The organism is uncultured Maricaulis sp. (assembly GCF_963975345.1).
Taxonomy (GTDB): domain Bacteria; phylum Pseudomonadota; class Alphaproteobacteria; order Caulobacterales; family Maricaulaceae; genus Maricaulis.
In genome coordinates, this window is the sequence record NZ_CAXBGE010000015.1 from 16,503 (window position 1) to 42,777 (window position 26,275).

Annotated in this window: 27 protein-coding genes; 26 read left to right on the forward strand and 1 reads right to left on the reverse strand. The window is 57.1% G+C overall.

Going from position 1 to position 26,275, the window contains the following annotated elements; translation table 11 throughout:
* Nucleotides 1–5 precede the first annotated feature (5 nt).
* The 6 genes from hypC to hypB are packed head-to-tail and all read left to right on the forward strand — an operon-like array spanning nt 6 to nt 4,349.
* Nucleotides 6–302 carry a HypC/HybG/HupF family hydrogenase formation chaperone gene (hypC, locus tag AAC029_RS14705; RefSeq protein ID WP_290479366.1) on the forward strand — a complete coding sequence of 99 codons (297 nt, stop codon included), beginning with the start codon at nt 6–8 and terminating at the stop codon, nt 300–302.
* The gene (gene hypD / locus AAC029_RS14710) at nt 299–1,444 is read left to right on the forward strand and encodes a hydrogenase formation protein HypD (protein WP_290479367.1); all 1,146 of its coding nucleotides are present in this window, start codon (nt 299–301) and stop codon (nt 1,442–1,444) included. Before hypC ends, hypD begins: the two co-directional genes overlap by 4 nt.
* Nucleotides 1,444–2,502, forward strand: a complete 1,059-nt coding sequence (gene hypE, locus AAC029_RS14715) for a hydrogenase expression/formation protein HypE (RefSeq protein WP_290489764.1) — start codon at nt 1,444–1,446, stop codon at nt 2,500–2,502. Before hypD ends, hypE begins: the two co-directional genes overlap by 1 nt.
* A 10-nt stretch (nt 2,503–2,512) precedes the next feature.
* Entirely contained in the window at nt 2,513–3,232 is a 720-nt protein-coding gene (locus AAC029_RS14720) for a hypothetical protein (RefSeq protein WP_290479369.1), read from the forward strand.
* Nucleotides 3,232–3,474: a hydrogenase maturation nickel metallochaperone HypA gene (locus AAC029_RS14725; RefSeq protein ID WP_290479370.1), complete on the forward strand. Its 243-nt coding sequence runs from the start codon at nt 3,232–3,234 to the stop codon at nt 3,472–3,474. The genes AAC029_RS14720 and AAC029_RS14725 overlap by 1 nt, the downstream gene beginning before the upstream one ends.
* The gene (gene hypB, locus AAC029_RS14730) at nt 3,474–4,349 is read left to right on the forward strand and encodes a hydrogenase nickel incorporation protein HypB (protein ID WP_290479371.1); all 876 of its coding nucleotides are present in this window, start codon (nt 3,474–3,476) and stop codon (nt 4,347–4,349) included. The genes AAC029_RS14725 and hypB overlap by 1 nt, the downstream gene beginning before the upstream one ends.
* A gap of 350 nt (nt 4,350–4,699) precedes the next feature.
* Here the strand turns inward: hypB and AAC029_RS14735 are convergent.
* Nucleotides 4,700–5,805 (reverse strand): IS3 family transposase gene (locus AAC029_RS14735; RefSeq protein ID WP_292048265.1). Its coding sequence is split into 2 segments (ribosomal slippage): nt 4,700–5,550 and nt 5,550–5,805, totalling 1,107 coding nucleotides; the frame shifts between segments, so codons are not numbered across the junction.
* Nucleotides 5,806–6,782: 977 nt separating this feature from the next.
* Here AAC029_RS14735 and AAC029_RS14740 point away from each other — a divergent pair.
* The 20 genes from AAC029_RS14740 (at nt 6,783) to AAC029_RS14835 (ending at nt 26,152) form a co-directional block, all read left to right on the forward strand.
* Nucleotides 6,783–7,181 (forward strand): hypothetical protein, encoded by a 399-nt coding sequence (locus tag AAC029_RS14740; protein ID WP_292048267.1) that lies wholly within the window; start codon nt 6,783–6,785, stop codon nt 7,179–7,181.
* A 116-nt stretch (nt 7,182–7,297) separates the two neighbouring features.
* Nucleotides 7,298–7,588, forward strand: coding sequence for a type IV conjugative transfer system protein TraL (gene traL, locus AAC029_RS14745; RefSeq protein ID WP_292048268.1), 291 nt, complete (start codon nt 7,298–7,300; stop codon nt 7,586–7,588).
* 5 nt (nt 7,589–7,593) lie between these two features.
* On the forward strand, nt 7,594–8,193 hold the full coding sequence (locus AAC029_RS14750) for a TraE/TraK family type IV conjugative transfer system protein (RefSeq protein ID WP_292048270.1): 600 nt from the start codon (nt 7,594–7,596) through the stop codon (nt 8,191–8,193).
* Complete coding sequence (locus tag AAC029_RS14755) at nt 8,183–8,968, forward strand: type-F conjugative transfer system secretin TraK (RefSeq protein WP_339749321.1); 786 nt, start codon at nt 8,183–8,185, stop codon at nt 8,966–8,968. Before AAC029_RS14750 ends, AAC029_RS14755 begins: the two co-directional genes overlap by 11 nt.
* Nucleotides 8,965–10,242: a TraB/VirB10 family protein gene (locus tag AAC029_RS14760; RefSeq protein WP_292048273.1), complete on the forward strand. Its 1,278-nt coding sequence runs from the start codon at nt 8,965–8,967 to the stop codon at nt 10,240–10,242. Before AAC029_RS14755 ends, AAC029_RS14760 begins: the two co-directional genes overlap by 4 nt.
* Entirely contained in the window at nt 10,239–10,976 is a 738-nt protein-coding gene (locus tag AAC029_RS14765) for a DsbC family protein (RefSeq protein ID WP_292048274.1), read from the forward strand. The genes AAC029_RS14760 and AAC029_RS14765 overlap by 4 nt, the downstream gene beginning before the upstream one ends.
* A complete protein-coding gene (locus tag AAC029_RS14770) occupies nt 10,976–11,341 on the forward strand; it encodes a hypothetical protein (protein WP_339749326.1) in 366 nt (121 codons plus the stop codon). Before AAC029_RS14765 ends, AAC029_RS14770 begins: the two co-directional genes overlap by 1 nt.
* Before the next feature lie 21 nt (nt 11,342–11,362).
* Nucleotides 11,363–12,430, forward strand: a complete 1,068-nt coding sequence (locus AAC029_RS14775; RefSeq protein ID WP_292048276.1) for a hypothetical protein — start codon at nt 11,363–11,365, stop codon at nt 12,428–12,430.
* Nucleotides 12,430–15,024 (forward strand): TraC family protein, encoded by a 2,595-nt coding sequence (locus AAC029_RS14780; RefSeq protein WP_292048277.1) that lies wholly within the window; start codon nt 12,430–12,432, stop codon nt 15,022–15,024. The genes AAC029_RS14775 and AAC029_RS14780 overlap by 1 nt, the downstream gene beginning before the upstream one ends.
* The gene (locus AAC029_RS14785; protein ID WP_292048278.1) at nt 15,021–15,347 is read left to right on the forward strand and encodes a hypothetical protein; all 327 of its coding nucleotides are present in this window, start codon (nt 15,021–15,023) and stop codon (nt 15,345–15,347) included. Before AAC029_RS14780 ends, AAC029_RS14785 begins: the two co-directional genes overlap by 4 nt.
* The gene (locus AAC029_RS14790; RefSeq protein WP_292048279.1) at nt 15,344–15,814 is read left to right on the forward strand and encodes a TrbI F-type domain-containing protein; all 471 of its coding nucleotides are present in this window, start codon (nt 15,344–15,346) and stop codon (nt 15,812–15,814) included. Before AAC029_RS14785 ends, AAC029_RS14790 begins: the two co-directional genes overlap by 4 nt.
* Nucleotides 15,811–16,326: a S26 family signal peptidase gene (locus AAC029_RS14795; protein WP_292048280.1), complete on the forward strand. Its 516-nt coding sequence runs from the start codon at nt 15,811–15,813 to the stop codon at nt 16,324–16,326. The genes AAC029_RS14790 and AAC029_RS14795 overlap by 4 nt, the downstream gene beginning before the upstream one ends.
* A complete protein-coding gene (gene traW, locus AAC029_RS14800) occupies nt 16,280–16,903 on the forward strand; it encodes a type-F conjugative transfer system protein TraW (protein WP_292048281.1) in 624 nt (207 codons plus the stop codon). The genes AAC029_RS14795 and traW overlap by 47 nt, the downstream gene beginning before the upstream one ends.
* Nucleotides 16,900–17,955, forward strand: a complete 1,056-nt coding sequence (gene traU, locus AAC029_RS14805) for a conjugal transfer pilus assembly protein TraU (protein WP_292048282.1) — start codon at nt 16,900–16,902, stop codon at nt 17,953–17,955. Before traW ends, traU begins: the two co-directional genes overlap by 4 nt.
* Nucleotides 17,940–18,737, forward strand: a complete 798-nt coding sequence (gene trbC, locus AAC029_RS14810) for a type-F conjugative transfer system pilin assembly protein TrbC (protein WP_339749331.1) — start codon at nt 17,940–17,942, stop codon at nt 18,735–18,737. The genes traU and trbC overlap by 16 nt, the downstream gene beginning before the upstream one ends.
* Entirely contained in the window at nt 18,734–20,509 is a 1,776-nt protein-coding gene (locus tag AAC029_RS14815; RefSeq protein ID WP_339749334.1) for a conjugal transfer protein TraN, read from the forward strand. The genes trbC and AAC029_RS14815 overlap by 4 nt, the downstream gene beginning before the upstream one ends.
* A complete protein-coding gene (locus AAC029_RS14820) occupies nt 20,499–21,317 on the forward strand; it encodes a conjugal transfer protein TraF (RefSeq protein WP_339749336.1) in 819 nt (272 codons plus the stop codon). Before AAC029_RS14815 ends, AAC029_RS14820 begins: the two co-directional genes overlap by 11 nt.
* On the forward strand, nt 21,304–22,689 hold the full coding sequence (locus AAC029_RS14825) for a conjugal transfer protein TraH (protein WP_339749339.1): 1,386 nt from the start codon (nt 21,304–21,306) through the stop codon (nt 22,687–22,689). Before AAC029_RS14820 ends, AAC029_RS14825 begins: the two co-directional genes overlap by 14 nt.
* Nucleotides 22,686–23,144 (forward strand): hypothetical protein, encoded by a 459-nt coding sequence (locus AAC029_RS14830; RefSeq protein WP_339749342.1) that lies wholly within the window; start codon nt 22,686–22,688, stop codon nt 23,142–23,144. Before AAC029_RS14825 ends, AAC029_RS14830 begins: the two co-directional genes overlap by 4 nt.
* Nucleotides 23,144–26,152 (forward strand): conjugal transfer protein TraG N-terminal domain-containing protein, encoded by a 3,009-nt coding sequence (locus tag AAC029_RS14835; RefSeq protein ID WP_339749346.1) that lies wholly within the window; start codon nt 23,144–23,146, stop codon nt 26,150–26,152. Before AAC029_RS14830 ends, AAC029_RS14835 begins: the two co-directional genes overlap by 1 nt.
* Nucleotides 26,153–26,275 lie beyond the last annotated feature (123 nt).

Genomic DNA, 26,275 nt, shown 5'->3' on the forward strand with positions numbered 1-26,275 from the left:
TATTTATGTGCCTTGGTATTCCCGGACAAATAATTTCGATTTCTGATGCGACCAAGAAGCTAGGTATGATCGATGTTTCAGGTGTTCAGCGAGAGGTCAATCTTGCCTGTATCATGCCAGAAGATGGCAATATTGATGCTCTGATCGGTGAATGGGCCCTTGTGCATGTGGGCTTTGCGATGAGCCGCATTGATGAAGAGGAAGCAGCCAAGACGATGGAGGTCTTGTTGATGTTGGGGGAGGCTCAAGAAGAAATCGAAGCCATGCGCCGCTCACAATTAGCCATGGAAAAGAACGGATGAAATACGCAAGCGAATTTCGTGATCCCGTTGCAGCAAAGGGCGCGCTGGCGGCGATCGAACGCGTCGTAGGCGAAATCGGTGCAACACCCGAAAAGCCAATCCGCATTATGGAAGTTTGCGGGGGACATACGCATGCGATTTTCAGGTATGGACTGGATAAGCTAACCCCGCCGGCTTTGGAGTTTATTCACGGACCCGGTTGTCCTGTTTGTGTTCTGCCAATGTCGCGCGTCGACGACTGCTTAGAATTGGCTGAGCGCCAAAATGTCATTTTTACGACTTTTGGCGATGCGATGCGCGTCCCGGGAACCAAAAAATCAATGTTGCAGGCCAAAGCCGAAGGCGCGGACATTCGCACGGTCTATTCTCCGCTCGACGCTTTGGAACTTGCACGGCGCAATCCTGACAAAGAGGTTGTTTTCTTTGCGTTGGGGTTTGAAACAACCACGCCATCAACCGCGCTTTGCGCGCAACAGGCAGCAGCAGAAGAGCTCACTAATTTTTCCCTGTTTTGCAATCACATTACCGTACCAGAACCCATAAAGGCGCTCTTGGAAGACCCCTATATGGAACTCGATGGCTTTGTCGGGCCGGGGCATGTCTCAATGGTGATCGGTATTGAGCCTTATCGGTTTATTGCCCGCGATTATAAAAAGCCAATTGTTGTCGCGGGATTCGAACCGCTCGATTTGCTCCAATCCGTCCTGATGGTTTTGGAGCAAGTCCGTGACGGCCGGGCCGATGTTGAAAACCAGTATGCGCGCATTGTACCGGATAATGGAAACGCTGTTTCCATTGCCGCATGCGCTGACGTCTATGAACGCCGCGAAACTTTCGAATGGCGCGGCCTTGGCGAAATTGACAAGTCTGGCCTGAAGATGCGCGAAAAATATGCTGCTTTCGACGCTGAACGAAAATTTGAAATCGGGTATGGCCGTCCGCGGACTAAATATGAAGAGCCAGAGGGATGCGAATGCGGTGCTGTGATGACCGGCAGGATGAAGCCTCAACAATGCCCGCAATTTGGCACTGGGTGTACGCCTGACATGCCTCTTGGTGCCCTTATGGTGTCCTCAGAAGGTGCTTGCGCAGCTTATTATCAATACGGTGGAGTGCGCACACAAGTGGAGAGCGCAGAGTAATGGCAGCACCTGCGACATCTGCACCGACAAAACGGCGAACGCTGCGCGCTGAATATGTCACCATGGCTCATGGCGGGGGTGGTCGCGCAATGAGGGATTTAATCGATGATGTTTTTACATCCGTCTTCGAACCTGAAAGCCACGAAGACCAGGCCCGCCTTAGTGAAGCCGCGCTATCTGAAGCCGGCGCGAAACTCGCCTTCACAACTGATGGGTTTGTTGTCGACCCTCTTGAGTTTCCTGGCGGTGACATTGGAAAACTGGCTATCTGCGGAACTGTGAATGATCTTGCTGTTGGTGGCGCACGCCCGCTTTGGCTATCGGCGGGATTTATTATCGAAGAAGGTACTGAAGTAACTTTGCTCAGACGCCTTGTTGCGACGATGAAAGAAACGGCTGATTCAATCGGTGTAAAGATTGTGACCGGGGATACGAAAGTTGTGGAACGCGGTAGCGCTGACAAGGTCTTCATTACGACAGCAGGTATTGGCGTTATCCCTCCTGGCGTGCTCCTTCACGCTGGCGCGGTTGAGCCTGGCGATGTCGCAATCGTAAACGGTTATTTGGGCGATCATGGCGCAGCCATAATGGCAGCGCGCGGTGACCTCGCCTTGAAGACAAACATTACATCTGATTGTCAATCATTGGCTGGTCTCATGGAGGCTGTCACAAAAGCCGTCCCAAGCACACGCTGCGCCCGAGACGCAACAAGAGGAGGATTGGCCTCCGCCTTGAATGAGATTGCGGAAGCATCAGGCACGCATATTGTTATCGAAGAAACGCAATTTCCCATTCGAAAAGAGGTCAAAGGCGTGTGCGAGATTCTAGGCCTAGATCCTCTTTATCTGGCTAATGAAGGCACTCTGGTCGTTTTTGTTCCTGAAGAAGATGCGGAGGTCGCGTTGAACGTGATGCGAAACCTTCCGGCAGGTAAGGATGCGGCAATTATAGGAAGAGCCACATCAGGCACACCAGGGCGTGTGGAAATGACGACCATATTTGGCGGTGGGCGCATTGTTGACATGCTCGTCGGCGCGCAACTGCCAAGAATTTGCTAGGAGGGTCGACGTGATAGGTTTTCTACTTCTCGGGTTTCTCATAGGAATGAGCCATGCGCTCGAAGCGGATCATCTGGCGGCCATAGGCACGATGATGACCGACACGAAGAAGTCCAAACGATCCTTGGCTTTCCGAGGTGCAGTTTGGGGGCTTGGCCACACCATTACGCTGTTTGCGATTTGCACAAGTGTCATCTTGCTTGGTTTGAAGTTGACGGAACGCATGAGCGCCGCATTGGAGTTTGGGGTAGGGGTCATGCTGATAGTGCTGGGCGTGGATGTCTTTCGGCGGTTTCGCAAAAAGAAGTTACATTTTCACGGTCATCAACATGAGGATGGCGCGAAACATATGCATGTCCATTCGCATGCAGACTCGAAGGAGACGCACAATCTTGACCCGCACGTCCACGATCATCCTGAAGGGTTTCCAGTCAAGGCCTTGTTCATTGGCCTTATTCATGGTGCGGCCGGATCAGCAGGTCTTTTGGCTTTAGCGGTGGCCGCAACACAAAACGTGTCCACAGCGGTGTTTTACGTCCTAAGTTTTGGACTGGGATCTATCTTGGGTATGGCGGCACTGACATATGTCGTCGCTTGGCCATTGAAATGGGTGGATAAAGGCATGGGATGGATGCATGCCGGATTAAATACCGCCGCTGCCGGGTTAGCCATTGCCATGGGAACTTATATTTTGGTTGAGACCGGCCCGCTCGCTTGGGGAGTAGTCTAATGCATGAGTTAGGGCTGACAAAGAACATTGTCGCCATTGTGACGGAACATGCCAAAGGCCGTCAGGTTAAAAGGATTTGTCTGTCTGTAGGCCCCCAAGCGTGTGTAGAGTCTCGGGCCCTGGAGTTTTGTTTTGGTATCGTGGCCGAAGGTACGGTTGTTGAAAATGCGACACTAGAGATTGTCTCCGCTGAGGGCGATACATTTTTAATAAAAGAGTTTGAAACAGAGGAGGCTGCGTAATGTGCGGAACATGCGGATGTAGCGATACGGAAAATGCTGTCACAATAACGGACCCTGAAACCGGCGAAACGCAGATCGTGCGTCCGGGGTCGATTTTAGATGAAACCCAGAGCGCAGCACCGCATGATCATCATGCCCATGATGGTGACCATGATCACCATCATCATGAAGGGGATGACAAGCCGCATGTGCATGGCCCTGGCGGTGAAATTATCAGCCTTGAAACGGCGGTACTCCAAAAGAACGATCAGATCGCTCTGCAAAATAGAGGATGGTTTGAGGGGCGAGGAGTCTTGGCGCTCAATCTTGTGAGTTCTCCGGGTGCAGGTAAAACCACACTCCTCGAAGCGACAATTTCAGCCATAAATGATGAGTTGGATATTGCTGTTATAGAGGGCGACCAAATGACGGCCAATGACGCAAACCGCATTCGAGAAGCTGGCGCAAAGGCGCTCCAGATCAATACGGGTGCGGGATGTCATTTAGAAGCGGACATGATCTCTAGTGCCGTAAAAACTCTCAACCCCGCGGCAGGTTCGATCTTGTTTATTGAGAATGTTGGCAATCTAGTCTGTCCCGCGATGTTCGATCTTGGAGAACACATGAAGGTTGCGATAATCTCGACGACTGAAGGAGAAGACAAGCCGTTGAAATACCCTCACATGTTTCGAGCATCGGACCTTGTGATCGTGAACAAAATGGATTTGGCACCGCATGTTGATTTTGATGAAGAGGCCTGCCTTGCGAATATCAAGGCGGTGAACCCTGACGCAAAAGTTCTGTTGCTGTCAGCCAAGTCCAACCAAGGTATGGATCAGTGGCTTGCATTCTTGAAAAGTGAGGTGAACGCACCCAGAGTTCGAGCGGTACGGTGAATCGCTCGGCAATTCATTTGCTCAGTTATATAGTCAATCATCGTTCTTATGCGGCGGCTTGGATTTGTGCCACCCGGATAAACGATTTGCAGCTGGGAACTGGTCTTGGGCGCCATTATTGGCCGTGCGGTTACCCGAAATAGTGATCGTCCGTTCCCGGCCTTTCACTGAGCTTGGACATATTGGATGCATGCACTTCAGAGAATGCTGCGTGTTTGAGTTTGTGTAACCCAAACTCCAGAAAGTTGCTGGTCTGCTCCCCAAAAAGTGGTCCATTATTTGAGTTAGTCTGGCTTCAGATTGACCTGCTCCCCATCTCTGGGCCACCCGGTTGGAGGATTTTCCGGGCTTCAGGCGCAAGCTGGCTGTTCGGCCTTCTCGCGTTTCATGAGCGCTTTCGGGACTTTGTAGCCGATCGCGCTGTGTGGTCTTACCTCGTTATAGTCTCTACGCCAAGCTTCCAGTTTTGAGCGGGCATCTTCGAGCCCCATGAACCAGTGCGCGTTCAGACACTCCGCTCTGAACTTGCCATTGAATGACTCGATGAAGGCATTGTCTGTCGGTTTGCCAGGTCGTGAGAAATCCAGAATGACATCGTTCTGATAAGCCCAGAGGTCGAGGTCTCGAGAAATGAACTCGGGACCATTGTCGGCCCTGATAGATTTGGGATAACCGAACAGTTTGCAGGCATGTTCAAGTGTCTGCACGACATCTTCTCCTTTATAACTGAACCGTGGATCGACCACGGGAGAGAACCGTGAGAACGTATCCACGACGGTCAGAATCCTGAGTTTGCGACCCGTGACGAGTTGATCGTGAACAAAGTCCATGGCCCAGGTCTCATTGACCGCTGTCGCATCTTTCCGATCGTCTCGGAGCTTTGCCTTGACCCGTCGCTTCGGTGTTTTGTTCCGTAGTTGCAGGCCCATCTCGTGATAGAGGCGATAGATCCGCTTTGCATTTACAGGCCAGCCTTCGCGCTTCAGCATGACATGGATGCGCCGATAACCGTAGCGAACACGGGTTTCGGCAATCTCTTTGATCCGCCTTTTCAAATCGGCCTGATCGCTGCGAATGGTTTTGTACTGCTGGGTAGAGCGATGCGCCTGCATGACCCGGCACGCGCGGCGTTCACTGACCCGCCAAACAGACATCATGTCTTTCACCAATTCGCGTTTACGACCAGGCCTTAGAGCTTTCGTTTGATAACATCCTGAAGCATCGCCTTGTCCAATGACAGGTCTGCTACAAGCCGCTTGAGCCGTGCGTTCTCTTCGTCCAGTTGCTTCAACCGCTTCATCTCCGACGGCATCAGACCACCATACTTTTTGCGCCAGTTGTAAAACGTCGCCTCGGCAATCCCGGCTTTGCGACAGACTTCTGCAATGGGCGTTCCCTCCTCAGCCTGACGTAAAATGAACGCGATCTGCGCGTCTGTGAATTTAGATTTTCGCATCGAATCTTCCTTCTCCCTGACGGGATCATAAATGGAAAATTCCAACCTTAAATGGCCCGAAAATCAGGGGTCAGGTCACATCTCTCAAACCGCTATTTTGCTTCTGATCAAATGAAGGCGCAGCGACCGTTTTAGGGCGTTTTAAGTCGCCCATATCGACCCTCGCCTATGGCAAAAAAGGGCCAAATCTAGTCGTTCTGACTAATTGTGGGCCACAAGTGTTGGGCTTCAGAAGGCAGATCGAAACTTTGATTTGACGCTGCAGACCTCTTCGAACGCGTTGGGGTCTTCAGCGACCTTCAAGAGGACCCAGGCTGGCAGATCCAAACCTCGAGACGCTTTCAAGAAAATCTCGAAACTTGTTGCTCCGTTCTGCTCAAACTTGCAGATTTGCGACTGATTTAGCCCCACACGAGCACCAAGCCCTGTTTGAGTTAGTTCCAAGGCTCTTCTGTTTATACGTATAAGACGTCCCAGTTTTCTCTGGGTGTCGTCAATGCTCGTAACGTGCACGAGCTCCCTAGGAGCAAGTTGGATGGACATTCTTGTCCCCCCTTTCTTCTGTCTCCGTCTCCTTTTCCGCCATAGGCACTCTACAGCTTCCACCTCAAGTGAACGCTAGCTGACCATAACTAGTTACGCAACTTGTCTTTGAAATGAATCGATTTATTTAGGCTATATTATTCTCCGCTTAGGCGAAAAACAGACTGTATTTGAGGATGACAAATCGCGACAAGCTGTCGCAGTTGCTCTTTTTCGGCCCCGTTTGACGCAGTTTTAATATCGTCACCCATAATTTATAAATCACGCCAGGAATGAAATATTCATTCTGAGAATAATTCATTCTGAAATCAATTTTTCGAAACACTTGCAGAATATTTGCCGAAAATTGGCCAATATTGACGAATGATGAATAGCACCCGTTAATTTCCAGGCTTCGTGAAGACCGCGTCTTCCTTAAACCTGGAGTTACGCAAATGGCGTTTGGTTCTATTCTTAAGTTTTCTTTTAGTCGAGGGCTCGGCGCTGTCGGTGCGCTAGGCGCAGCAGCGCTTGCGGGCACCGTGCTGGCCGGGGTCGCTATGGCGGGCGGCGACACGACATTCGCAGCCGCCGAAACCCAGCTTGGCGATTGGCTGGCTGGTTCGGGTGGGCGGATCATCACGCTTATCGCGCTTGGTTATGCCGCCGCCGGCGCAATCGCGCGTATGTCGATTGGAACAATCCTTGTGCCAGCAGGTATCGGGCTCTTGGTTGGCATTGGCGGGCCGATTGTCCTCACCGCTGTCGCGGCCGAGCTTCCAGACGCGCCCGCGCAAATCGAAGCGCAAATCCAAACTGTAGATGCGGCGTCTCTACCTCTTGAGGCGTCCTGAGAGATGAAACGGTCCCGGTCCATCTGGCGTCTTGAAGCCTCCGACTTCGCCGCTGGCAGCCTCTCCCTCAAGCCGGGGCCGTTTCAACCCAACTTCTTTATCGCATGGAGCCCTCGATGAGTGAGCGAACTTACAAAGTCCCCCGATGGCTCGATCTTCCAGAAAAGATTCTGGTGTTCACCGTTGACGAGTTTCTCGCCTTTGTCGGGGTCGCTGGCGCTCTGATCATGTTCTCTGAAATCTGGATCGCCATGCCGACAGCTGCACTGGTCGTTGTGGGCATGCGCAAGTTTAAAGGCGGAGAGAACTCTGCCAAGCTTCTGCATTGGCTCTATTGGATCCTGCCCGACACGGTGATGCGCTGGAAAGCAATTCCGCCGTCCCATGAACGCATCTTGGCGGGGTGACGGACATGACGCCCGATAACGCCCTTGTTCAACTCGGCACGGTTGGCCGACAGCGAAACGTCGCCTTTGTCCTGTTGCTCGTTGCGCTTGTCGCGATTGTCATTCTGTCCTTGTCGGTGACAGCTAAGAAAGACCAGATCATTCTGGTGCCGCTGACCAATCACCCGATGACGGTTGAGGCTGGCAAAGTCCGCCGCGATTATCTGCGCGAAACCGCGATCACAATCAGTTACTTCTTTGAGAACATCACGCCAGAAACGGCTGAGTATTTCGAAGAGCGCATCCTGTCGGTGACCCACCCCTCGGCAAGAGGACGGATTTCGGCAGGTCTGCAGGAAACCGTGGAACGCTGGCAGGATGGATCCTCATCACGCGCCTGGTATCCGCGCGATGTCTATGAGGATCCAAAGACCCTCTATGTCGAGGTCACCGGAGAACTCAGAACCTTTGTCGGGATGAAGCTTGTCGATCAGCGACAAATGACGCTCGCCATGCAGTTCTTCCAAGAAGGCTACTCGCTTTACCTCCAGGACATCAAAGAAATCACACCACAAGAAGGGCTTGGCGCCCGTGTTCGCGCCGAGGCGATGACCGATGCTCAATAGATTATTGCTCGCCGCAGCCGTCATACCGGCCATTATACTGTCTGCAAATGCGCAACAGGTGATCGAGCCAGCGCCGAATGGCGTCGTTACGCTCGACGCGTCGCGGACGGGTATGACCCGGATCGCGTTCGAGGATGACCGCGCCGCATCCGTCCAAAAGATCGCGGAAGGCGATCCTGAAGGTGACTTCTCAGCCACCAAAGATATGGCGACCGGCGATCTTTACGTTGTCATCGGCGAGAACGCCCTGGGAAACCTGTCCTTTTTCGTCACCACAGAAGGCGGGCAAACCTATCAGGTCATGATGGGCGTGCGTGATGTGCCTACCTTGCAGGTGGAGATCGCAGCGCCTCAAAATAATGATCCCTCGCTTGAGCGGGGCGAAAATGTCCTCGCTGCAAACCTTTCGATGGGCTCCACGGCTTCTATCGGGCCCGTCGAAACCCCTGTTGTCGATCTGTCATCGGTTTTGATCCGAGCCATGTATTCAGGTGCGCGGGTGACTGGCTTTGAAACAAGGCGCTATCGCCGGCTCGATTGGCTTGAAGGCCCGCTTTCAGCCCAGGGCTTTTCGCAACGCGGCGTAATTGAATGGGCCGGGAATGGCGCCACCGGCTACGCCGTCACCGTTCGCAATGAAGCCACCGCGCCAACACGCATCAATTATGGGCGTCTCGCCGTGTTCAACGTGGTCGCTGCAACCGGCGATCAAGACCCTGTAGCGCGCCGACAAACCGCTCAAATCTTCCTCGTCGTTAAAGGAGGTCAGCCATGAGCGAATTTTCAGACACTGATATTCACGCGAATAAAAGGTTCGCCAATCGCCAACGTTTCCTCGCATTCGGCCTGATCGGGATATTGTTCGCAGGCGGCCTCGCTTATGTGCTGATGGCCCCGTCCAACCCGGAAGACAGGGCCCGCGAAGCGGCCAGCAAGACAAGATTGTCGTCCGTCGATCCACGCGATGCAGAAGCGCAATGGGTGACCGGCGGCGAAGCCCGGCTCAAATTCGTAGAAGAGCAATTGGCAGCCATTAGCAGCCAGGTCGCTCAACCTGACGCAGGCATCACGCCCGAAACCGCCCGCGAAATCGAAGACCTTCGGGCTGAGATGCTGCGCCTTCAACGCTCGAATGATGATCTGACACGCCGTTTGAGCGTCGCGCGCCCACCCGTTTCTCCAGCCACTGCCACACCGGATGGGGAGCTCGCGGCGTCAGCACCCGCTGCTCCTCAAATCCGGCGCCGCCGCTCGGTTCAGATCGAAAGGTTTGAGCCGAGCGACGGCGACCTCGCCGCTGAACCGATTGCGTATCGATCAGCTGTCGCAACGCAGATGGAGGCGTTTGCGCGCCCTCCAATGGAAACGACGCTTGGTCTCACCCGCGGCGATGTTGCCGACTGGGTGCCGACCAATGCTTATGCGCCAGCGACTTTCCTGGTTACGGTCGATATGCCCGCCGGATCGGAAGACACAAGCGATCCGCTCCCCGTCCTTCTCCGCATCACGGGGCCCGCTAAATCTGTCCTGGAAGATGGCGCCCCGCTGGAGACCAATCTCACAGGATGCCAGGTGAATGGTGCGGCAACGCCGGATCTCTCCTCTGAACGCGTTCTTATCCGTCTTCAGAAAATGACATGTCTGCGCGAGAGCGGAGAGGTCGTTGAGACCGCAGTCGAAGGTTATGTCGCGCAATTTGGCAAAGTCGGTGTGCGCGGCCGGGTTATTCGCCGCGAGGGCGCCTTCATCAAACAGGCGCTGCTCGCCTCCTTTGTGGGCGGTTTTGGCGACGCGCTTGGCGCGAATACGCAGCTCGCCTACACGCCTTATACAGGCACAGAAGACCGAAGCCTCAGCCCGGAAGAACTGATCCGCGGCGGTGTCGGGGGCGGGCTGTCATCAGCGTCCGACAGGATCGCCGATTTCCTGATCGAGCAGGCAGAAGATTATGACAGCGTCATTGAGCTTCCCGCCGGTGTCGCCGTTGAGCTTGTCTTTGTCTCAGGATCAACGGTGCGCGATGTCCATGATGCGGGAGGTCAGCCATGATCCGGCGCGCGCTCTTATCTCTCAGTCTCGCGGCTTTCAGCATGTCGGCACATGGCGACGAAGCTGTCATTCGCGCGGCGTTTCCAAACACGGCGATCCAGACCGTCGATTGCGCGCTGGCCGCGCCGCTTTGCGAAGTGGTGGCGGGAAAATCGGTCTTCTACACCACGCCCGATGCGCGCATCATGGTGATTGGACGGGTCTTTGACTTACAGCTTGGACGTTCGCTGACCGATGACCGCCTTGATGCTCTGGATGGCGGGCAAGCGTCGGTTCGCACCGCTTCGGTTGCAAGCCGGCCGCCGCAGGCTTTACCCGGCGGCCTCGGCCAGGCCTTTCGGCCGGAAGATGCAATTGTAACAGGCGAGGGGCCACGTCATCTTTCGGTTCTCGCCGATCCTGGCTGCCCTTACTGCGCGCAGCTCGCGGACGCCGTAATTGCGCTCGGCGATGTCCAGGCCGACGTCTATCTGGTCGGCACGGTGGGCGGGCGCGCCATCCCAGAAGCGGTCTATTGTGCGCGTGATCCCGAAACCGCGCTCTATCAAGCCTATATGCGTGCGCTCCAGCCCGGAGCCTCATGCGAACGCGCCATGGCCGTTGCGCGCAACGAACGCGCGGCGCGCCAGCTCGGCCTGTCGGGCACGCCAATTCTTATCCGAGACGACGGCGCCATTCGCTACGGCATGTTGCCGCCGGAAGAACTCGATGCCTGGCTGAAAGGAGCTGAATAATGCTTGGAAGTCTCGAACTCTTGGCCGCAGGGGCCTGTATGGGCGGCTCGATGACGGGGTTTGCGGTCAGCCGCGACCGTGAACCGGGCTCTGCCTATACATACAATCTGATCATGATGGTGATTGGAACGCTCGCAGCGAGCCTTGCTTTCATGCACCGGAGCGCTGGCTTCGACACGATATACCTCGCCGCCGCTGCGCTGATTGCCGGAAGCCTCGCCGTCGCTGCCATCCGCGCTTTTGCAACCCGCCAGCACAGCATCGGTGTCTACCTCGCAGCCTTAAGCGCCGCGGTCGCCTTCGCCCTCTCTCAAACGCTCTCATCCGCCGTCGCCGTTTCAAGCACGGCAAATTTGATGAGCTGAGCCTTCCAAGGAGCCAAACCCATGCGTCTGTCTTTAATTGTCTTAACGCTCTTCTCTCTTGGAGGCTGCTCAAGTTTTGGCGGTGTCCTCTCATCAGAAACAACATGGTTTCAGGACTGGAGCTGTCAGCGCCAGGACGGGGTCTGCGCCCGCACCGATACGATCGATCAGATCACCATCACCGAACTTGGCGGCGATCCGGCAGAGGCCGGCCCCGTATCAGGATATCCAATCGAGACGCTGCCGCTCTCGGCAACGCCGGAGCTCTTACAAGATGTGCGCCCCTTGGACCGGGACTTTTTCGAAAGCGAGATTGAGCAGGGGCGCCCCTTCCTTGAGACGAGCTTTGCAGACGAGCAGGCGCTTGCCGCCAGCGCCGTGCTCGGCGGTCCAAGCGCCTTCAGCATTGATGCGGTGATGTCGGGCAGATCGGACGCCAACAGTGCCCGGGAAGATGATCCCTTTTTATCCGCCTTTCCAGAAGCTGCCGCCAGCGCGCAGTTTGCCGTTCTGCGCGACAGGCTTGGCGATGTGATAGAAACCGGCTTATCCGACGAGCCGGCCCCAGAGCCCGCACCGCTGCTAACCGCATCCGTTGATACGGGCGGTGAGCGCTTAAGCGACGCTCTGAACGTCTCTGCGCTCAGCGACGTCAAGGCTTTAGACGCAAACTCTGATGTTTCAGAGTTCAAGGAAACTGGGATCAGCGCTGCGTCATTGACCGCTGGACGGGTAACTCGGACCATAGTCAGCCATAACGGCGTCGAGATACCGCCTGACGAGCGGGTGACCGAACTTGTGGACCCCTTCCGCGGGGTGCCGACCGCGCTAAAGGGCGGGGCTGAAACAACCACCGTCATCACCGCATCTGCTGTGAGTGAAGCCACGCGCCGGGTCTCGCCGTCGAAGGAAGAGATCACAAGCGACCCAATACCAGCCTTCGTCGAGGCTGCCGAGACCGGCCCACGGCGAAAAGCTGCAAAAATTCTACCTGTGGTGATTTCGGCCTTTGTTGATGCTCGCGGCGTTTTCCATGAACGCAAAATCATCTGGCTCGAAGTTGAACCTGCCGACTGGGTGCTCGACTGATGGCGTATGATCACCATCACGCAGACGCCGCTGCGCGCGAAGAAGGCTACGCGCCCGATAAGGCCAAGATTGGCGGTGTTCTGGAACGCGCTTCAGCCTGGCTCGGACGGATCGGCGGCGGGCTTCTCGGGGCGGACGGGTTTGTTGAGAGCTTCCGGGAGTTGGAACATCGCGACCGGCTGAGCGCGATGTTGCCTTACCGCATGTATGATCCAGAAACCATGCTCTTTCACAATCGCGCCTCGACCGGGTGGATTGTTGAACTCGCCCCGGTCGCAAATGGCGATGACAGCTTCATCTCGCTCTTAAAAGAGTGGGCGACCGAAGACTCAATGACGCGGGGCGTGGTTCAGTTCATCAATTGGTCTTCCCCACGTATTGCGCCCATCATTGAAGACTGGGCGGCCCCGCGCCGGGCCCGCGGCGGTGTTTACGGCGCAATTGCCGACGCGCGCGCTGAGCTACTTGAAAAAGCCGCCTGGACGAGCCTCACCAATGCATCGCCTTTTCTGGTGCGCGAATGGCGCGCCTTCGTGGCGCTGTCCTTTCCCGGCAAACCAAGCGCCGCGGATGTGTTCGAGCTTCAGGCTTTGCGCGATAAACTGGAGGGCACGCTCGGGACCGCGCGCGTGGCGCATGGCCGCCTCGATGGCTCAGGCCTCGTCGCCCTCATGGATGATGTGCTCAATCCAAGACGCGGCGCATGGGGCACTGAAGCGCGCTTCGATGAGAAACGCATGTTGGATGTTCAATGCGTTCGCGATGATACCGAATATGCCGTCGGATCCAGCGGGCTCGGCGTTAAAACCGAGACGCTTAATCCGAGATCCCTGGAAGTTGAGCGCGATGCTTTTGAATGGCGCATGTTTCAGATCCGCGCCTATCCGCAGCTAATTTCCAGCTGGACCGCGCCGCTCCTGATCGGCCATCCGACCACGGACACGCTGCGCCATTCCGGCTCAGTGCTCTCCTGCATGACCCTCAGCTTTGGCGGCGCAGATCTTACGAATTCCTATGCGTCGACCAAGCTTGCCTCTTCGGTCCGCTCTGCTGAAGGCCCGATGGCGAAAATCGATCCATCGCTCGGAGAAAAAGCCCAGGATTGGCGCGATGTGGTGAGCGAGCTTCAATCCGGCGATCGGCTTGTGCGCGCCGCCCATACCGTCGGCGTGCTCGCGCCAGCTGAAGACATTGAGAAAGCCGACCGGTCGGTGCGCTCGATCTATAAGAATCTCGGCCTCGACATCGCCAAAGGCAGCCGCATCCAGAGACCGCTCCTCGCCGCCTGTATGCCGATGAATGGCGGGGACGGCGCGATCAAAGATCTCAAGACACTGCAACTGACCCGGCGCATGGTGGCCCAGACCGCAATCGCGCTGGCCCCGCTGCATGGCGAGCCGCGCGGCTCTGATCAACCGGTTCTGCTCATGGTTGGCCGCCGCGGCCAGCCCTGGATGTGGTCGCCCTTCCAGAATGTCGGGGAAGGCAACCACAATGTCGGCATCTTCGGCGCGTCAGGCTCTGGCAAGTCTGTTTTGCTGCAGGAACTCGCGAGCGCCCATGCCGCCACTGGCGATGTCGTGGTCGTGCTGGATGATGGTTATTCTTTTGCTCAGTCCGCGCGGCTACAGGGCGGCAAATGCGTGACGTTTTCAACGGAGAAAAAGGTCTCGCTCAACCCGTTCAGCCTGTTCGGCGATGGGCTGGATTCCGACGGCGAGCGCGACGCCAAAGTCGGCATTACCGGCTTCATGCTGGAAGCAGCCTTTCAGGGAGAGAAACCCGATCCCGCTGAGCGCGGTCTGATGATGGAGGTCGTTGAAAGCGTCTGGGCCGATCATCGCGGCGCCGGCTCACCTGACCATGTGGTTGAGCGCCTCAAATCCCATGGAGAGCGCGGCGCGGATATGGCGCAAGCCTTGGCGCCGTTTCGCTCAGACGGGGCCTATGGCGACTTCTTTGCGCGGCCCGCAAGCATCCGCATCGACAATCCTTTCACCGTCTATGAGCTCTCCGAACTTGGCACCGACAAACAGCTGCGCCGCCTCGTCATTTACTGCCTACTTTTGTTGGTCGACGCGACCATGCGCACCAATCGGTCCCAGCGCAAAGTCCTTATGATGGATGAAGCCTGGCAAATTCTTGGTGATGGCGAAGCTGCCGGATTTATCGAAGGCTTTGCCCGGCGCTGTCGGAAGTATAATGCCGCCCTCATTACCGCGACCCAGTCGATTGAAGACGTCAACAAGTCTGAAGGTGCCAAGCTCGCTTTCCAGAACTCTGACTGGACCATCTTCATGCGCATGAAGGATGACGCGGTCGAACAATTGCGCGCCGCGAGCCTGGTGGAACTCGATCCCGGTCTTGAGGCGGCGATCAAATCCCTCAAAACCGTGAAAGGCGCGTTTTCCGAAGCGCTCATCCGAGGCGCGGGCGGGTTTCGCTGCCTTGGGCGCCTGGCGCTCGATGCCAGCAGCCTTGTTGCCTATTCATCCGACCCAGAAGTCTTCGCCGAATTCAAACGTCTGGCGGAAATGAATGTGCCGATCGCTGACGCCGTCACACTGATCGCGAGCAAAGGAGACATCGCATGAAACAAGCAAGTCTTTCCCGCTTGAGATGGCTCACGCATAAACGGTTCCGTCTTGCCATGAAGTCGGCCGCGTGGGCGTTCGAGAATGCTCTCGTCGCGCTCGGTGCACTTGTCGCCATCCCGCTCCTCTATCGCGGTTTTGATCTTCGCGATGGCCTGATGACCATCGAGAACTTCATCGACCACGTAATCTGGCGCGAGAACCGTGACGCGCTTCTGGACGGCTTATGGCTCGCTCTGTTCGGACTATTTGTCATTGTCTGCCTCTTAAGACTGCCGGCCTTCTTCGCGATGCGCGCCGCCGAGCGGGAGCGGGTGTCATGAGCCGGTCTGTCTCGCTCGCGGAAATAACGGCAGGCGTCGCGCTTTGCCTGGCTGTGATCGCTTTAGCCGCGTCGCTTCGGACATGGAGCGCTCAACCCAAGCTCGTCTCGGTCTCGGTGAAGACACTGATTGAAGAAGAGCGCGATTGGTTGCTCGCACAAAATGCGAGCGAGACGAGCGCATCAGTCTGGATCGACACAGTCGCGACCGAGATTGAAACCTCGCTTCAGGCGCTTGAGGCGCAAGGCTACATCGTTGTCGTGAAAGAAGCGGTGCTGGCAGGTGATATCCCGGACCTCACAGAGACGGTCCGAGCAAGTTTGGGCGCGCGAGAACGGTCCTCTGACCCGGTCTCACGAAGCACGGGCGCTCAATCGGTCGCTTTGGGGGTGAACGCTCCTGAAGCGACCGCACGCCCGGAAAGCTTTGGCGACGCCCTGATCGCAGACATGGAGGGTGAAGAATGACCGCCGTTTCCACCTCTGCGCAGCGCTCGCGGCCCCCCTTGCGCAAATGGCTGATCGTCTGCGCGGTCATTCTCGCGCTCGGGGTGCTGAAGGCCATCTATGCCTGGAGCCAGACCCATTACATTCTGATCAATCAAACCCAGTCACTGCCGCATTGGGCGTTTATTGTCGAGAAAGGCGTGTTGCCCGGCAAGGGCGATATGGTGGCGTTCACGCCGGGCCCGAACCCTTATTATCCAGAGGATATCGCTTTTGTAAAAATCGTGCGCGGCGTCGGCGGGGACATGGTGACCCATGAAGGGGTGGACGTTGCGATCAATGGCGAGCGGCTGGGACCCAATAAGGCGCTGACCGGCGCAAATCCCAATGTCACGCCAGTCGATCCCGGCACCGTGCCAGAGGGGTTGTTCTTCGTCTGGTCGCCGAGCCCGGACAGTTTCGATTCAAGATATAAGGAGATTGGTTATGTTGGGCAGGGCCGCATTATTGGCCGCGCTCGCCCTCTCCTTTAGCTGGAGCGCGAGTGCGGAAGATCTCGGCGTCTATGGCGAGACCTTCGAGATTACAGAAGAAGACCTGCTGCACCAGATCCAGCGCCGTCTTGGAGAGATGCGCGCCAGCGGCGAATTGGACCGGCTCGAACACGAATTTGTCGACCGCGCCAAAGCCAAGATCATCAGACCCGATCCGGTGCCGGGGATCACCCGCACCGTAGAACCACGATCCTGGACCTATGACCCGTCCTGGACCGCGCCGGAAGACATCACCGATACCGAAGGCCGCCTCATCATCGCGGCAGGCCAAAGCGTCAATCCGCTCGATGCTGTGGCCATGCGTACACCTTTGCTTTTGGTCGATGGCGATGACCGCGAACAAGTGGACTGGGCGCTCGCCCAAGCGGACGCCTCCATTTGGGGCGCGAAGCTTATTCTGGTGAGTGGCGCGCCGTTCGAGCTGGAGCAAGAGATCCAGCAGCCAGTCTATTTCGATCAGCGCGGGCTCATCACCGCCAAGTTCGGGGTCACATCTGTGCCCGCGCGGATCCGTCAGGAGGGCAGAATGCTTCGGGTCGAAGAGGTGGCGCCATGACACCGCTGATCTCACGTCTCGCCGCCATTCTAGCGGCCAGCCTCGCATTATTCTTGAGCCCGGCGCATGCCCAGGAGGGCGGCTCCAGCGCCCTTGGCGAGGTGTCTGAAGCGATTTGCTCAGGCCGGATGATCAATCCGATCACAGATGTCTGCTGGGATTGCATGTTCCCGATCACGGTCGGCTCCATCCCGGTCGTGCCGTCTTCAAGGCCAGATACGGAGAACCCTTCAAGTCCCTTATGTACGTGTCCGGCGCCGCCGCCACTTTTCCTGCGGGTCGGCCTGTCGATTGGATGGTGGGAGCCCTCCCGATTAGCCGATGTGACCATGCAGCCTTATTGCTTTCCAAACCTGGGCGGCTTTGTCATGCCGGGCGTCTTGCCGCGCGGCCATGGCCGCGCCGAGCGCGATCAGGGCGTTGGCGAAGAAGGCGTCTGGGAAGCCCATTGGTACATCTATCCGCTCTTCAGCATGCTGGAGCTGATCACTGATGCGGCCTGCGTGCGTGGCCCGCAATGGGATATTGCCTGGCTCTCAGAGCTTGATCCCTTCTGGCATGATGATGGCCTCTCCATGATTATGAACCCGGAAGCCGCTGCCTTCGCTAATCCGGTCGCGCTCTTGGCCTGCTCGGCTGATTGCGTCGCCGCCACAGCGGGCAAACCCATTGATGAGCTGTTCTGGTGTTCGGGTTGTCAGGGCAATGTCTATCCGCTGACCCAGAACATACCGGTCCAGACCGGCCAGCCTATGGGCTCGGTGCTCGCCGCGAACCGGCTCCTCTATCATAATTACCGGCTTGGTCTGACACCGCGCGCGGCGGGCTCGGATGCAGCTGTGCTCTGTCAGGACCAATACGCGCCCGTCTGGCGCAAATCGCAGTGGCGCGTTCAGACAACAGTGCCGGTCCCGGTGACCCGCGGCTCGCTGCGCGCCTGCATTCCGGTCGGGCGGTCCACTATGGTCTGGCAATCGCTGAAATGGGGCCCCGTGATCGGAGAAGACTTTGGCTATTTATACTGGGGGAAGCGCAATTGCTGCGCCGGCTGATCATGATGCATATCTTCAACGCCCCACGTCTAACCGCGCTTCTAATGATCGTGCTCGGCCTTGGCCTGATTGCGCAGCCCCAGTCTCGCGAGGAAGAACTCGGCGATATCCGCCGCGAGGCTGAACAGCTCGCGCGGGATTTCGTGGCCGAGCGCCCGGACGGCACAGACGTGGATATTGACGCGATCCTGATGGAAGCCGAACGATTTAGCGCTGAGGCAAAGGCTTTGAACGAGCGCGTCGGCGATCGATTGGCGGCGCAAGGCGCTGGAGGGCAAGGGTCTTTCTTTGACGCGGACGGCAGTATAGATGCTGGGGCCCTTGCGGCGGCGGCCGGAGATGTCGCGCGGGGCGCGCGCCGGGAGTCCGGTGAGGCCCCGCTTTTTGTCAGTTTTGTCAGCCTCTCCATGCCGGACGCGGCGCTGACCTCAATCATTCGCGAGACGAAGGAGGCGGGCGGCGTAGTTGTCGTGCGCGGCTTTTATGGCGGCGGGTATGCGAGCTTTGCGACCCGCATTCGCGCTCTGTTTGAAGAAGGCGATCAGGTCGGTATCAGTGTGGATCCGCGCTATTTTCAGGCGCTCGGCGTAACGCAAGTGCCGACCTATGCCGTGCTGACTGGCGAGCCGGTCTGTGACGGCTTTGCCTGCCGGCAGCTGGAGGCCGATACGGTCTCGGGCAATATCTCCGTCGAGGCCGCGCTTCGACTTCTCGGCGAGCAAGGGGCGGTCGCCCCGGCGCATGCCCGCGCAGCTTTGGCGCGTTTGGCGGCGGTGCCATGATCCGCGCCGTATGCCTTCTTGCAGGCTGGATCGGTCTGTTGGCCGTGCCAAGCCTCGCCCAGGACGCCTATAAAGAAGGCCAGGACTCTGTGCGCGACGTCTTCCCTGAAGGCGGCCAGGAACTGATCGATCCGACTGCGGTCGAAGCCTTGCCGTCTTATAGTGATGCGCCACCTGAAATGTCTTTCTATGGCAATGAGAGCGCCCTGCAGACGGCAGGAAGCACAGCGCTGTCGAGTGATTCTGGCGCAGGCGTGGCTTATACCCGCGCTGTCAGCCCGAACTATATGAATGAGGCCGAGGCGCGGAGCATCTTGAGCGCCGGGCTTGCCGTTGAAGCCGATCCGCTCGCTGTGGTTGGAAGTGATCTGGGACTTGCTGGCCAATATGGCGCCTGCACCGATAGCGCGGTCTATGGCGAAAGCTCGACAAGCTATGGCTGCGAGGTCTCTGGCACCAGCCGGATGGAAGATCAGACCTGCGACTATACAGGCCGCCCGCGCGTTGACACCCAATGGATCTATACCACGCTTGATCGGGGGCAGCGCGACTGGCTTGTGAATGTCCAGGGCTGTACGCAAGTCTCAGCAACAACAATCATCAGGCGAATCCCAGTGACCCAATGGGAGATTGCCTGTGACCGCCAGATTTCGACCAGCATTCCGGTGCGGGTCGAGACACGGCAACTCGGATTTGAATTGCAGCCTCAGACCTGCGCAAGTTTTGCCGCGCGTCCGGAATGCACCAGTCTCACCCAAACCTGCATCGCCGGTCCCGAGGTGAGCGGCTATGGCGCCCCGAACGGGGCTGCCGATTATGCGTCTTACATCGATTATCATCCCGATTTAACCGCCGCTTTCACGACGGGGTCCTGGACGCCGTGCCGGGGGCAGACGAAGGCGCAATGCGGCTTGACCCATTGGACCGCATTTGGGCGCAGTGAAGGGCGTTATCTGCCCGTCGGCGGCGAATGTTGGCGCGTCCGCATGCAGGCCGCGTGCGAAGTGATGGGCGGCGACGTTTTCAATACATGTGCACCGCCCGATCCTGGCTGCGATCTCGTTCAGACGACCTGTTTGTCCAACGATCCATCAGGAGCCTGCATCTCCGAGCATCATGAATATGCCTGCCCGGCAAATCAGATCCAAACCGGAACTGTCTCGGTCTGCGCCCAAAATGTTTATTGCATCACGGGCGACTGTTTCCCGGCGATTGAGCCTGAACCGTCTGATCAGTTCGAAGAGGCGACGGCGGCTTTTGCGGCGGTGTTCGAAGGCGCGGAACAATTGGACGGGGATTCGCTGACCATTTTCGACGGTGAGAACCTGCAATGCGGCAAGGCGGTCTTTGGCGCGTTCAATTGCTGCAAGGATGAAGGCATCCTCAATGATCTTGGCCTCAACCAGTGCAATGCCGACGAGCAAAGGCTGGCCCAAAGCCAAGGCCTGCATGAATGCACCTATGTCGGGACCTATTGCGATGAGAAAACCTTCTTTGGCGTCTGCCTGAAAAAGAAGCGCAGCTATTGCTGTCATGGCTCGCGCCTCTCACGCATCCTCACCGAACAAGGCCGGGCGCAGCTTGGGCGCGCTTATGGCGATGTCAAAAGCCCGGACTGTTCTGGCTTTACCGTCGATGAATTCGCCTCGCTCGATATCGGCGCGATGGATCTTTCAGAATTCTACGAGGACCTGGAGGCCAGCCTCACCTTGCCCGATCCAGTGGATGCTTCTGCGGCCATGCAGGAAAGGCTTCGAAACTATGGCAATTAGATCGCTCATCGCTATCTCGATTTTCGCATCTGCGGCGCTGCCCGTAGCGGCCGAGCCGAATGGCGACACACAAGTCTATTGCGATCGTGATCTTGGCTATCACTTCTATTGCGATCCGGACAAAGCCGTTTCGGACCCAGTCGAAGAAGTACCGGTCGAGTCTGAAGTCGTTGTCGCGCCGAGCGCCAGTGAACGTCTTGAGACTGAGCGCGCCATATTCGATGAGGCGAAGGCTGCCATGGTCCTCGATCCGACGCCGGCCAATGTTGAGCGCTATATGCGGCTGCAAAAACGCTGGGTCGATAATGCCGCCTATATGACCGCCCAGTGGAAACGGGTGGTCTGGTCCAACCCGGACTTGGACGAATCTGTTGACTGGCCCACCAGTCAGCTCGGCCGTCAGGCAGAGCGCGACATTGAGCGGGCCGCTGAAACCGCGAGCATTGAGGCCATTAAAGACCGCTACGGGATTTTCTATTTTGGCGCGGGGACGTGCGACTTTTGCGCTGTCTATGAGCAGATCCTTGGCGGCTTTGCGGACCGCTATGGCCTCACCATCCTGCCGGTCTCAGTCGATGGCAGGCCGCTTGCCGGCTTTGAGGGCTACCAGGTCGATACCGGCCAGCGCGCCCGCATGGGTCTTGCCGATGTGACGCCCGCCGTCGCCTTGTATGACGCAGAAACCGGTGAGGTGATCCCCGTAGGCTATGGCCTGCTGACCATCTCAGAACTGGAATATCGCATCCGCGCCCTCACCACGATGGCGCCGGGCGAAGAATATGGAGTAGAGGCGCATGACCTGGACTAAATGGATCGCAGCCCTTGGCGTGGCATGGGCGCTTGGCGCGCCCGCATCGGCGCAGCTCGGCCAAGACATGACCGAGTTCTGGGAAGACTTGAACGGCTATGGCAATGTCTCGGGCCCAAGCTCACATGATCTGCAAAGCGGCGGATATTATACGCTTGGCCAGATCTATCTGCGCACCCCGCGCAAAACGCTCGACCCGATTGATATTCAATTTCCGTCCTATCGCGCGGGCTGCGGCGGCATTGATCTCTTCGCAGGTGGATTTTCCTTCATCGATGCCGATGAGTTCATCGATTTTCTAAAAGCCGTCGCCGCGGATAGCGCTGGCCTGATCTTCAAAGCCGGGATCGATGCGGTCAGCCCCGAGCTTGGCGGTATTCTTGCGGATCTGGAAGAGAGGGCCAACACGATCAATTCCTGGAATATGGATAGCTGCGAGGCGGCGCAAAGCCTGCTGGGCGAAGTCCATGACCGCGCCCAAGGCAAATCTGACTATCTCTGCCGGATCGCAGGTCTCGCCTCGGGCACCTATGAAGACGGCGCGGATGCCCGTCAGAAATGCGGCATGGATGCTGACAAGCAGGGCGTCATTGATGGCGCGGGCGAGGCCTTCTCACGCCAGAATGAAGAGAACACCAATCGGGTCTGGTTGGCGCTGAAAGACGCGAGGCTCACCACAAACCGAGACTATGCAGAATTCCTCATGTCCATGGTTGGCATGAAAATCATCTATGCCGATGATGCTGGAACAACCGTGCCGCCTTTTCCGCCGATACCAATGACGACTGATGCGTTCAGTGCGCTCCTCGATGGCGGGACGCTCACGCTTTATCGCTGTGATGAGATCGATCAATGCCTGCGTCCCGCGCGGACAGACATCACCATTCCAGCGAGCGAAGGCTTCCGCACGCGGGTCGATCTCCTGCTCGCCAGCATCACCGAGAAGGCGCGGACGCGATCGGCGCTCACCCCCGAAGAGATCGACTTCGTCAATCTCGCGCCCATGCCCGTCTACAAAATGCTGGTCGTGCATACCCAATACAACAATCAGGCGGGCAATCCGCTTGCAGCATATGCTGACGTGATTGCCGGCGTCCTTGTCGTGGAATATCTCGAACGAGGATTGGACGCGATTGAAGAGGCGCTGAAAGCCGAAGGACGCATCAGCGTCTATGATAGCGAGCAGGTCCAATCCACGATCTCAGAGCTGCGCACCAAGCTCCGTGCCCGCCGGGCCGTTGCCGCCACAGAAGTCGGGGGATGGTTGGCGGTCATGGAACAAACCCAAACCCTGGAACGCATCATTGCCGGGCGGCTTTCAGTCGATATGCAAGGCTCGCTGCGATTTGCCGACGCGGTGCAATCACGATGATCCTCAGCCTTGAACATCTATCTCAGCAGGAGCGTGCGGCGCGCGAGCATCGTCTCAATGCGTGCATTGATTCTGCCGCTATTCGGGGCCGCGCCTGTGAGTGCCGGATAGACGCCTATACCAAAGCTTTGTGGGACGCGATCTGCGCCCGTACCGAGGATTGGTCGGAGCGTCTCGCCCTAATCGATGGCCATCTCTGCGTCGTGGTCTCCTTCGGCGAAATGATGGTCTCGAAAGGCGTGTTCGGCCAGCGCCATTTAGAGACCGCTGCCTCGGTGCTCTCTGAGTTTCTTGTTATGGACCAGACCGAAAATCCGCAACATAGGTTGTCGCGCGCACGTCTCTTAAGGGATCGCTTGAAGGACATCTCGCTAGGCGCCGGAGAGGCGCGCGCCCTTCGACTGCTGACAATCCGGATCGAACTGGAGCTTGAGCTTCTTAAGGGAGCCGGCTGATGGAAGTTATTGTCACCGGAGGCGGCGAATTCATCGTCGATGTTCTAAATGCCGTTGCCGCTTTTACCGGCTCAGGCGCGTTTGCGTCATTGATCCGCGTTGTCCTGATCATCGGCCTTGCGCTCGCGGCCTGGCAAGTCGCGGTCAGCATGAACTTCAAGGCCGGTTTCGACTTTCTGGTGAAATCGACCGTCATCTATCTGGTGCTGCTTGTCCCAACTGTGAATGTAACCGTGACGGATCGGGTCTCCGGAACCCCTGTCGCCACCGTTAACAATGTGCCCATAGGACTTGCGGTACCGGCGTCGATCACGACGACCATTGGCAGCACGCTCACAGGTGCGTTCGAGACTTTGTTCGCCGAACCGGCCGATATGGCCTATTCAACGCACGGCTTTGGATATGCCTTGCAGGTTCAGTCGTCCCTGAACAACTGGCGCGCGGTCGACACCTGGTTCTCGCGCAACCTCACCGGTTATACCCGCGACTGCGTCTTCCCGGACATCAACGCCGGCTTGACCGCGATCGATGATCTTGTCACCGCAACCGATCTTGTCCCCGTGCTGGCGACGTCTGCATCGCCGGCGCTCTTCACACGCTATGAACTGGCCGACGGCACCGTCACGGTCGAAACCTGCGCGAATGCCTGGACCGGCATTTCTGCCGGACTTGCCGCCGCGGCCGACAACACAATCGACCGTCAGGCGCAGCTTTCCAAGCCGCATCTGACCAATGCCGAGGCAAGAGCGGTTATGCTCTCCTCGCTTCCAATCATCTATCAGCAATTTGTTGGCGTCTCACAATCAGCTCAGCAAATCGCCCAGCAAGCGATCCTTGTGAACTCGACGATGGATGCGGTGGTGGACTATTCGGCGCGGGCAGATGCATCGGCGGCGGTCGAAGCCTATGCCGCCGCGCGCGCTGAGCAGCAAGCCAAATGGAATTATACCGTGCTTGGCGCGATCGCCGAGAAGTTCGTCAACTTTCTCTATATCGCGATCACCGTGATCGTGATCGCAATCTTCCCGATCATTGCACCTTTCTTCTTGCTCCCGAACATCGGGTTCAGCTTCATGCAGAAATACTTTGCGGGCTTTCTGTACTTGCAAATGTGGGGACCGCTCTTCGCAGTCATTCATTACATCATCACGCGCCAAGGCTACGACGCCATCAATGCCTCGGCGCAAATGCCAGGCACGCTTGGCCAAACGATCCAAACCTCGCTTGGCATGTCAGCCACTGCGGCTGATTTATCTGGTATTGGCGGATTGCTCATCACAATGATCCCGTTTCTTGCTGCGGCGGGGCCGGGAATCGCGGTTGGAGTTGGGCGTTTGCACGAAAGCTTTCTGGCCCCGGTCAAAAGCGCGTCTCAGACGGCGGCTGCTGAAGCCGCAACGGGAAATCTTGGGTTCGGCAACGCGAATATTGGCAATCAGACTTTGATGACATCATCAGCTGGCAATGCAACTGCCGGGCAGATCCGCCTTAGTCCCTCATATGATGTCGGACATGCCAGCTACAGAGATCCCGAAGGGCGCAACTGGACGCGTACATCTGGCGGCGTGTCGCTCGTTGATGAGACGGCAGGCCATAGCCGGTATCAATCTGGTTTCGCGACCTCGCTCGATTCCAATGCGATGACGTCTATCGGGCGCTCGGTCTATCGCTCCGAGGGCGACACACGCCGTGAGAGCGCATCCAAATTCTACGGAGAAACAGAAACAGATCTGTCGCGCCTCACCGACATGTTGTCTCGTATGGACAGTCAAGACGCCCAGGTGCTGTCCGAGCGGGGGGCTGCTCTAACCCAAAGTGCTGCCGATTATGGTAGTTACCAGGATAGCCGTCTCGATGCACTCAGAGCTGGGCGCTCGATGACCCTGAGCTTGGATGAATTCCAAGGCCGTACTGCTTCAATCGCTGAGGGTGAGCAAGCGAACATCAATGTGGGACTGCGTGTGGGTACGCCAAGTGGAGGTGGAAGCAATAGCTCTCCAAGGCCCAAAAACGGCCGTAGCCAAGGTGGCCGACTTCCAGTTTCTGGTGGCTTGGGGACAGACGGAAATTCTTATAAGCGCGGAGAAAACCGCGCTGACCAAGGCTATCGCGTTAGCGAATCTGGGTCTCTTAATTCAGACCGAAGTTCGACCGACAGCTCCTCATATGATGAAGGGCAGCAGTATCGCGACGAGTTGAGTGGGTTCGTGCGCGATGCTGAGAGCGTGATGGAACGACAACAACACCAGGAAGGTTTGTCACTCGCACGCGAGACCTCGGCTGACTTTAGGCGCGGCGAAGAAGCAAGGCAGCAGGCGGAGGCCTATTACACAGAAGCATCGACTTACACTGCGAGCGCCGATGATCGAATGGGACGCGGCGGATCCATCAATGCGAACGAGGTCGCAGCGTTTGAGACATTTCTGGTTAGCCATCTCTCAAATTTGAATGGTCGAACCGTTTCGACACGGGAGGCTCAGGAGTATTGGGTTGACCTGTCATCTTCCGACATGGGACGCGCTGAACAGCGAGCCGTTCAATCCGGTTTCTTCGAGAGCCGTTTGAGGCCAGAGTCATTTGGCGCTCCGAACGGCTTTTCCCAGCCTGAGGGCCGCGCGTACGCGCCGATCGGATCGTTCTCTGGCGAAGCGGCTCAGAGTGCTGCATTCGAGAGCGCTGCTTTCGATCGCAATATTCGTTTTGACGAACGAACAACGCCCGTTGAGACGCCGACATCCGCAGCCGTTGACGGACGCTTCACAGATATGATCGGGCAACAACGTGAGGTTCAAGAGTATGTCAGAGGATCAGGAGATGACGTCGCTCACCAAACGGCCATCACCAATGGGGAAGCGCATGTTCAACGATATGGGCTCGAGTCGTACGTTGAGTGGGCTGGCGGTGAAGAGAATGCACGCGCCGTCATGGGAGATGAGCGTTTTGAAGAATTGGTTCGCGTCGAAGCAGAAAAAGCTGAAGAAGATCGGAGGCTTAGGTCTGTGAGATGATTCAGTTAAGTGAGTGGCCCGAATACGATAAATACTCCGACGAGACCTAGAACAAAAGCAATAAGTAAGTGCTTCAGAGAAGCTTGTACCTCACCGTAATTCTCGCCTTCCGAAGCCCGCTCA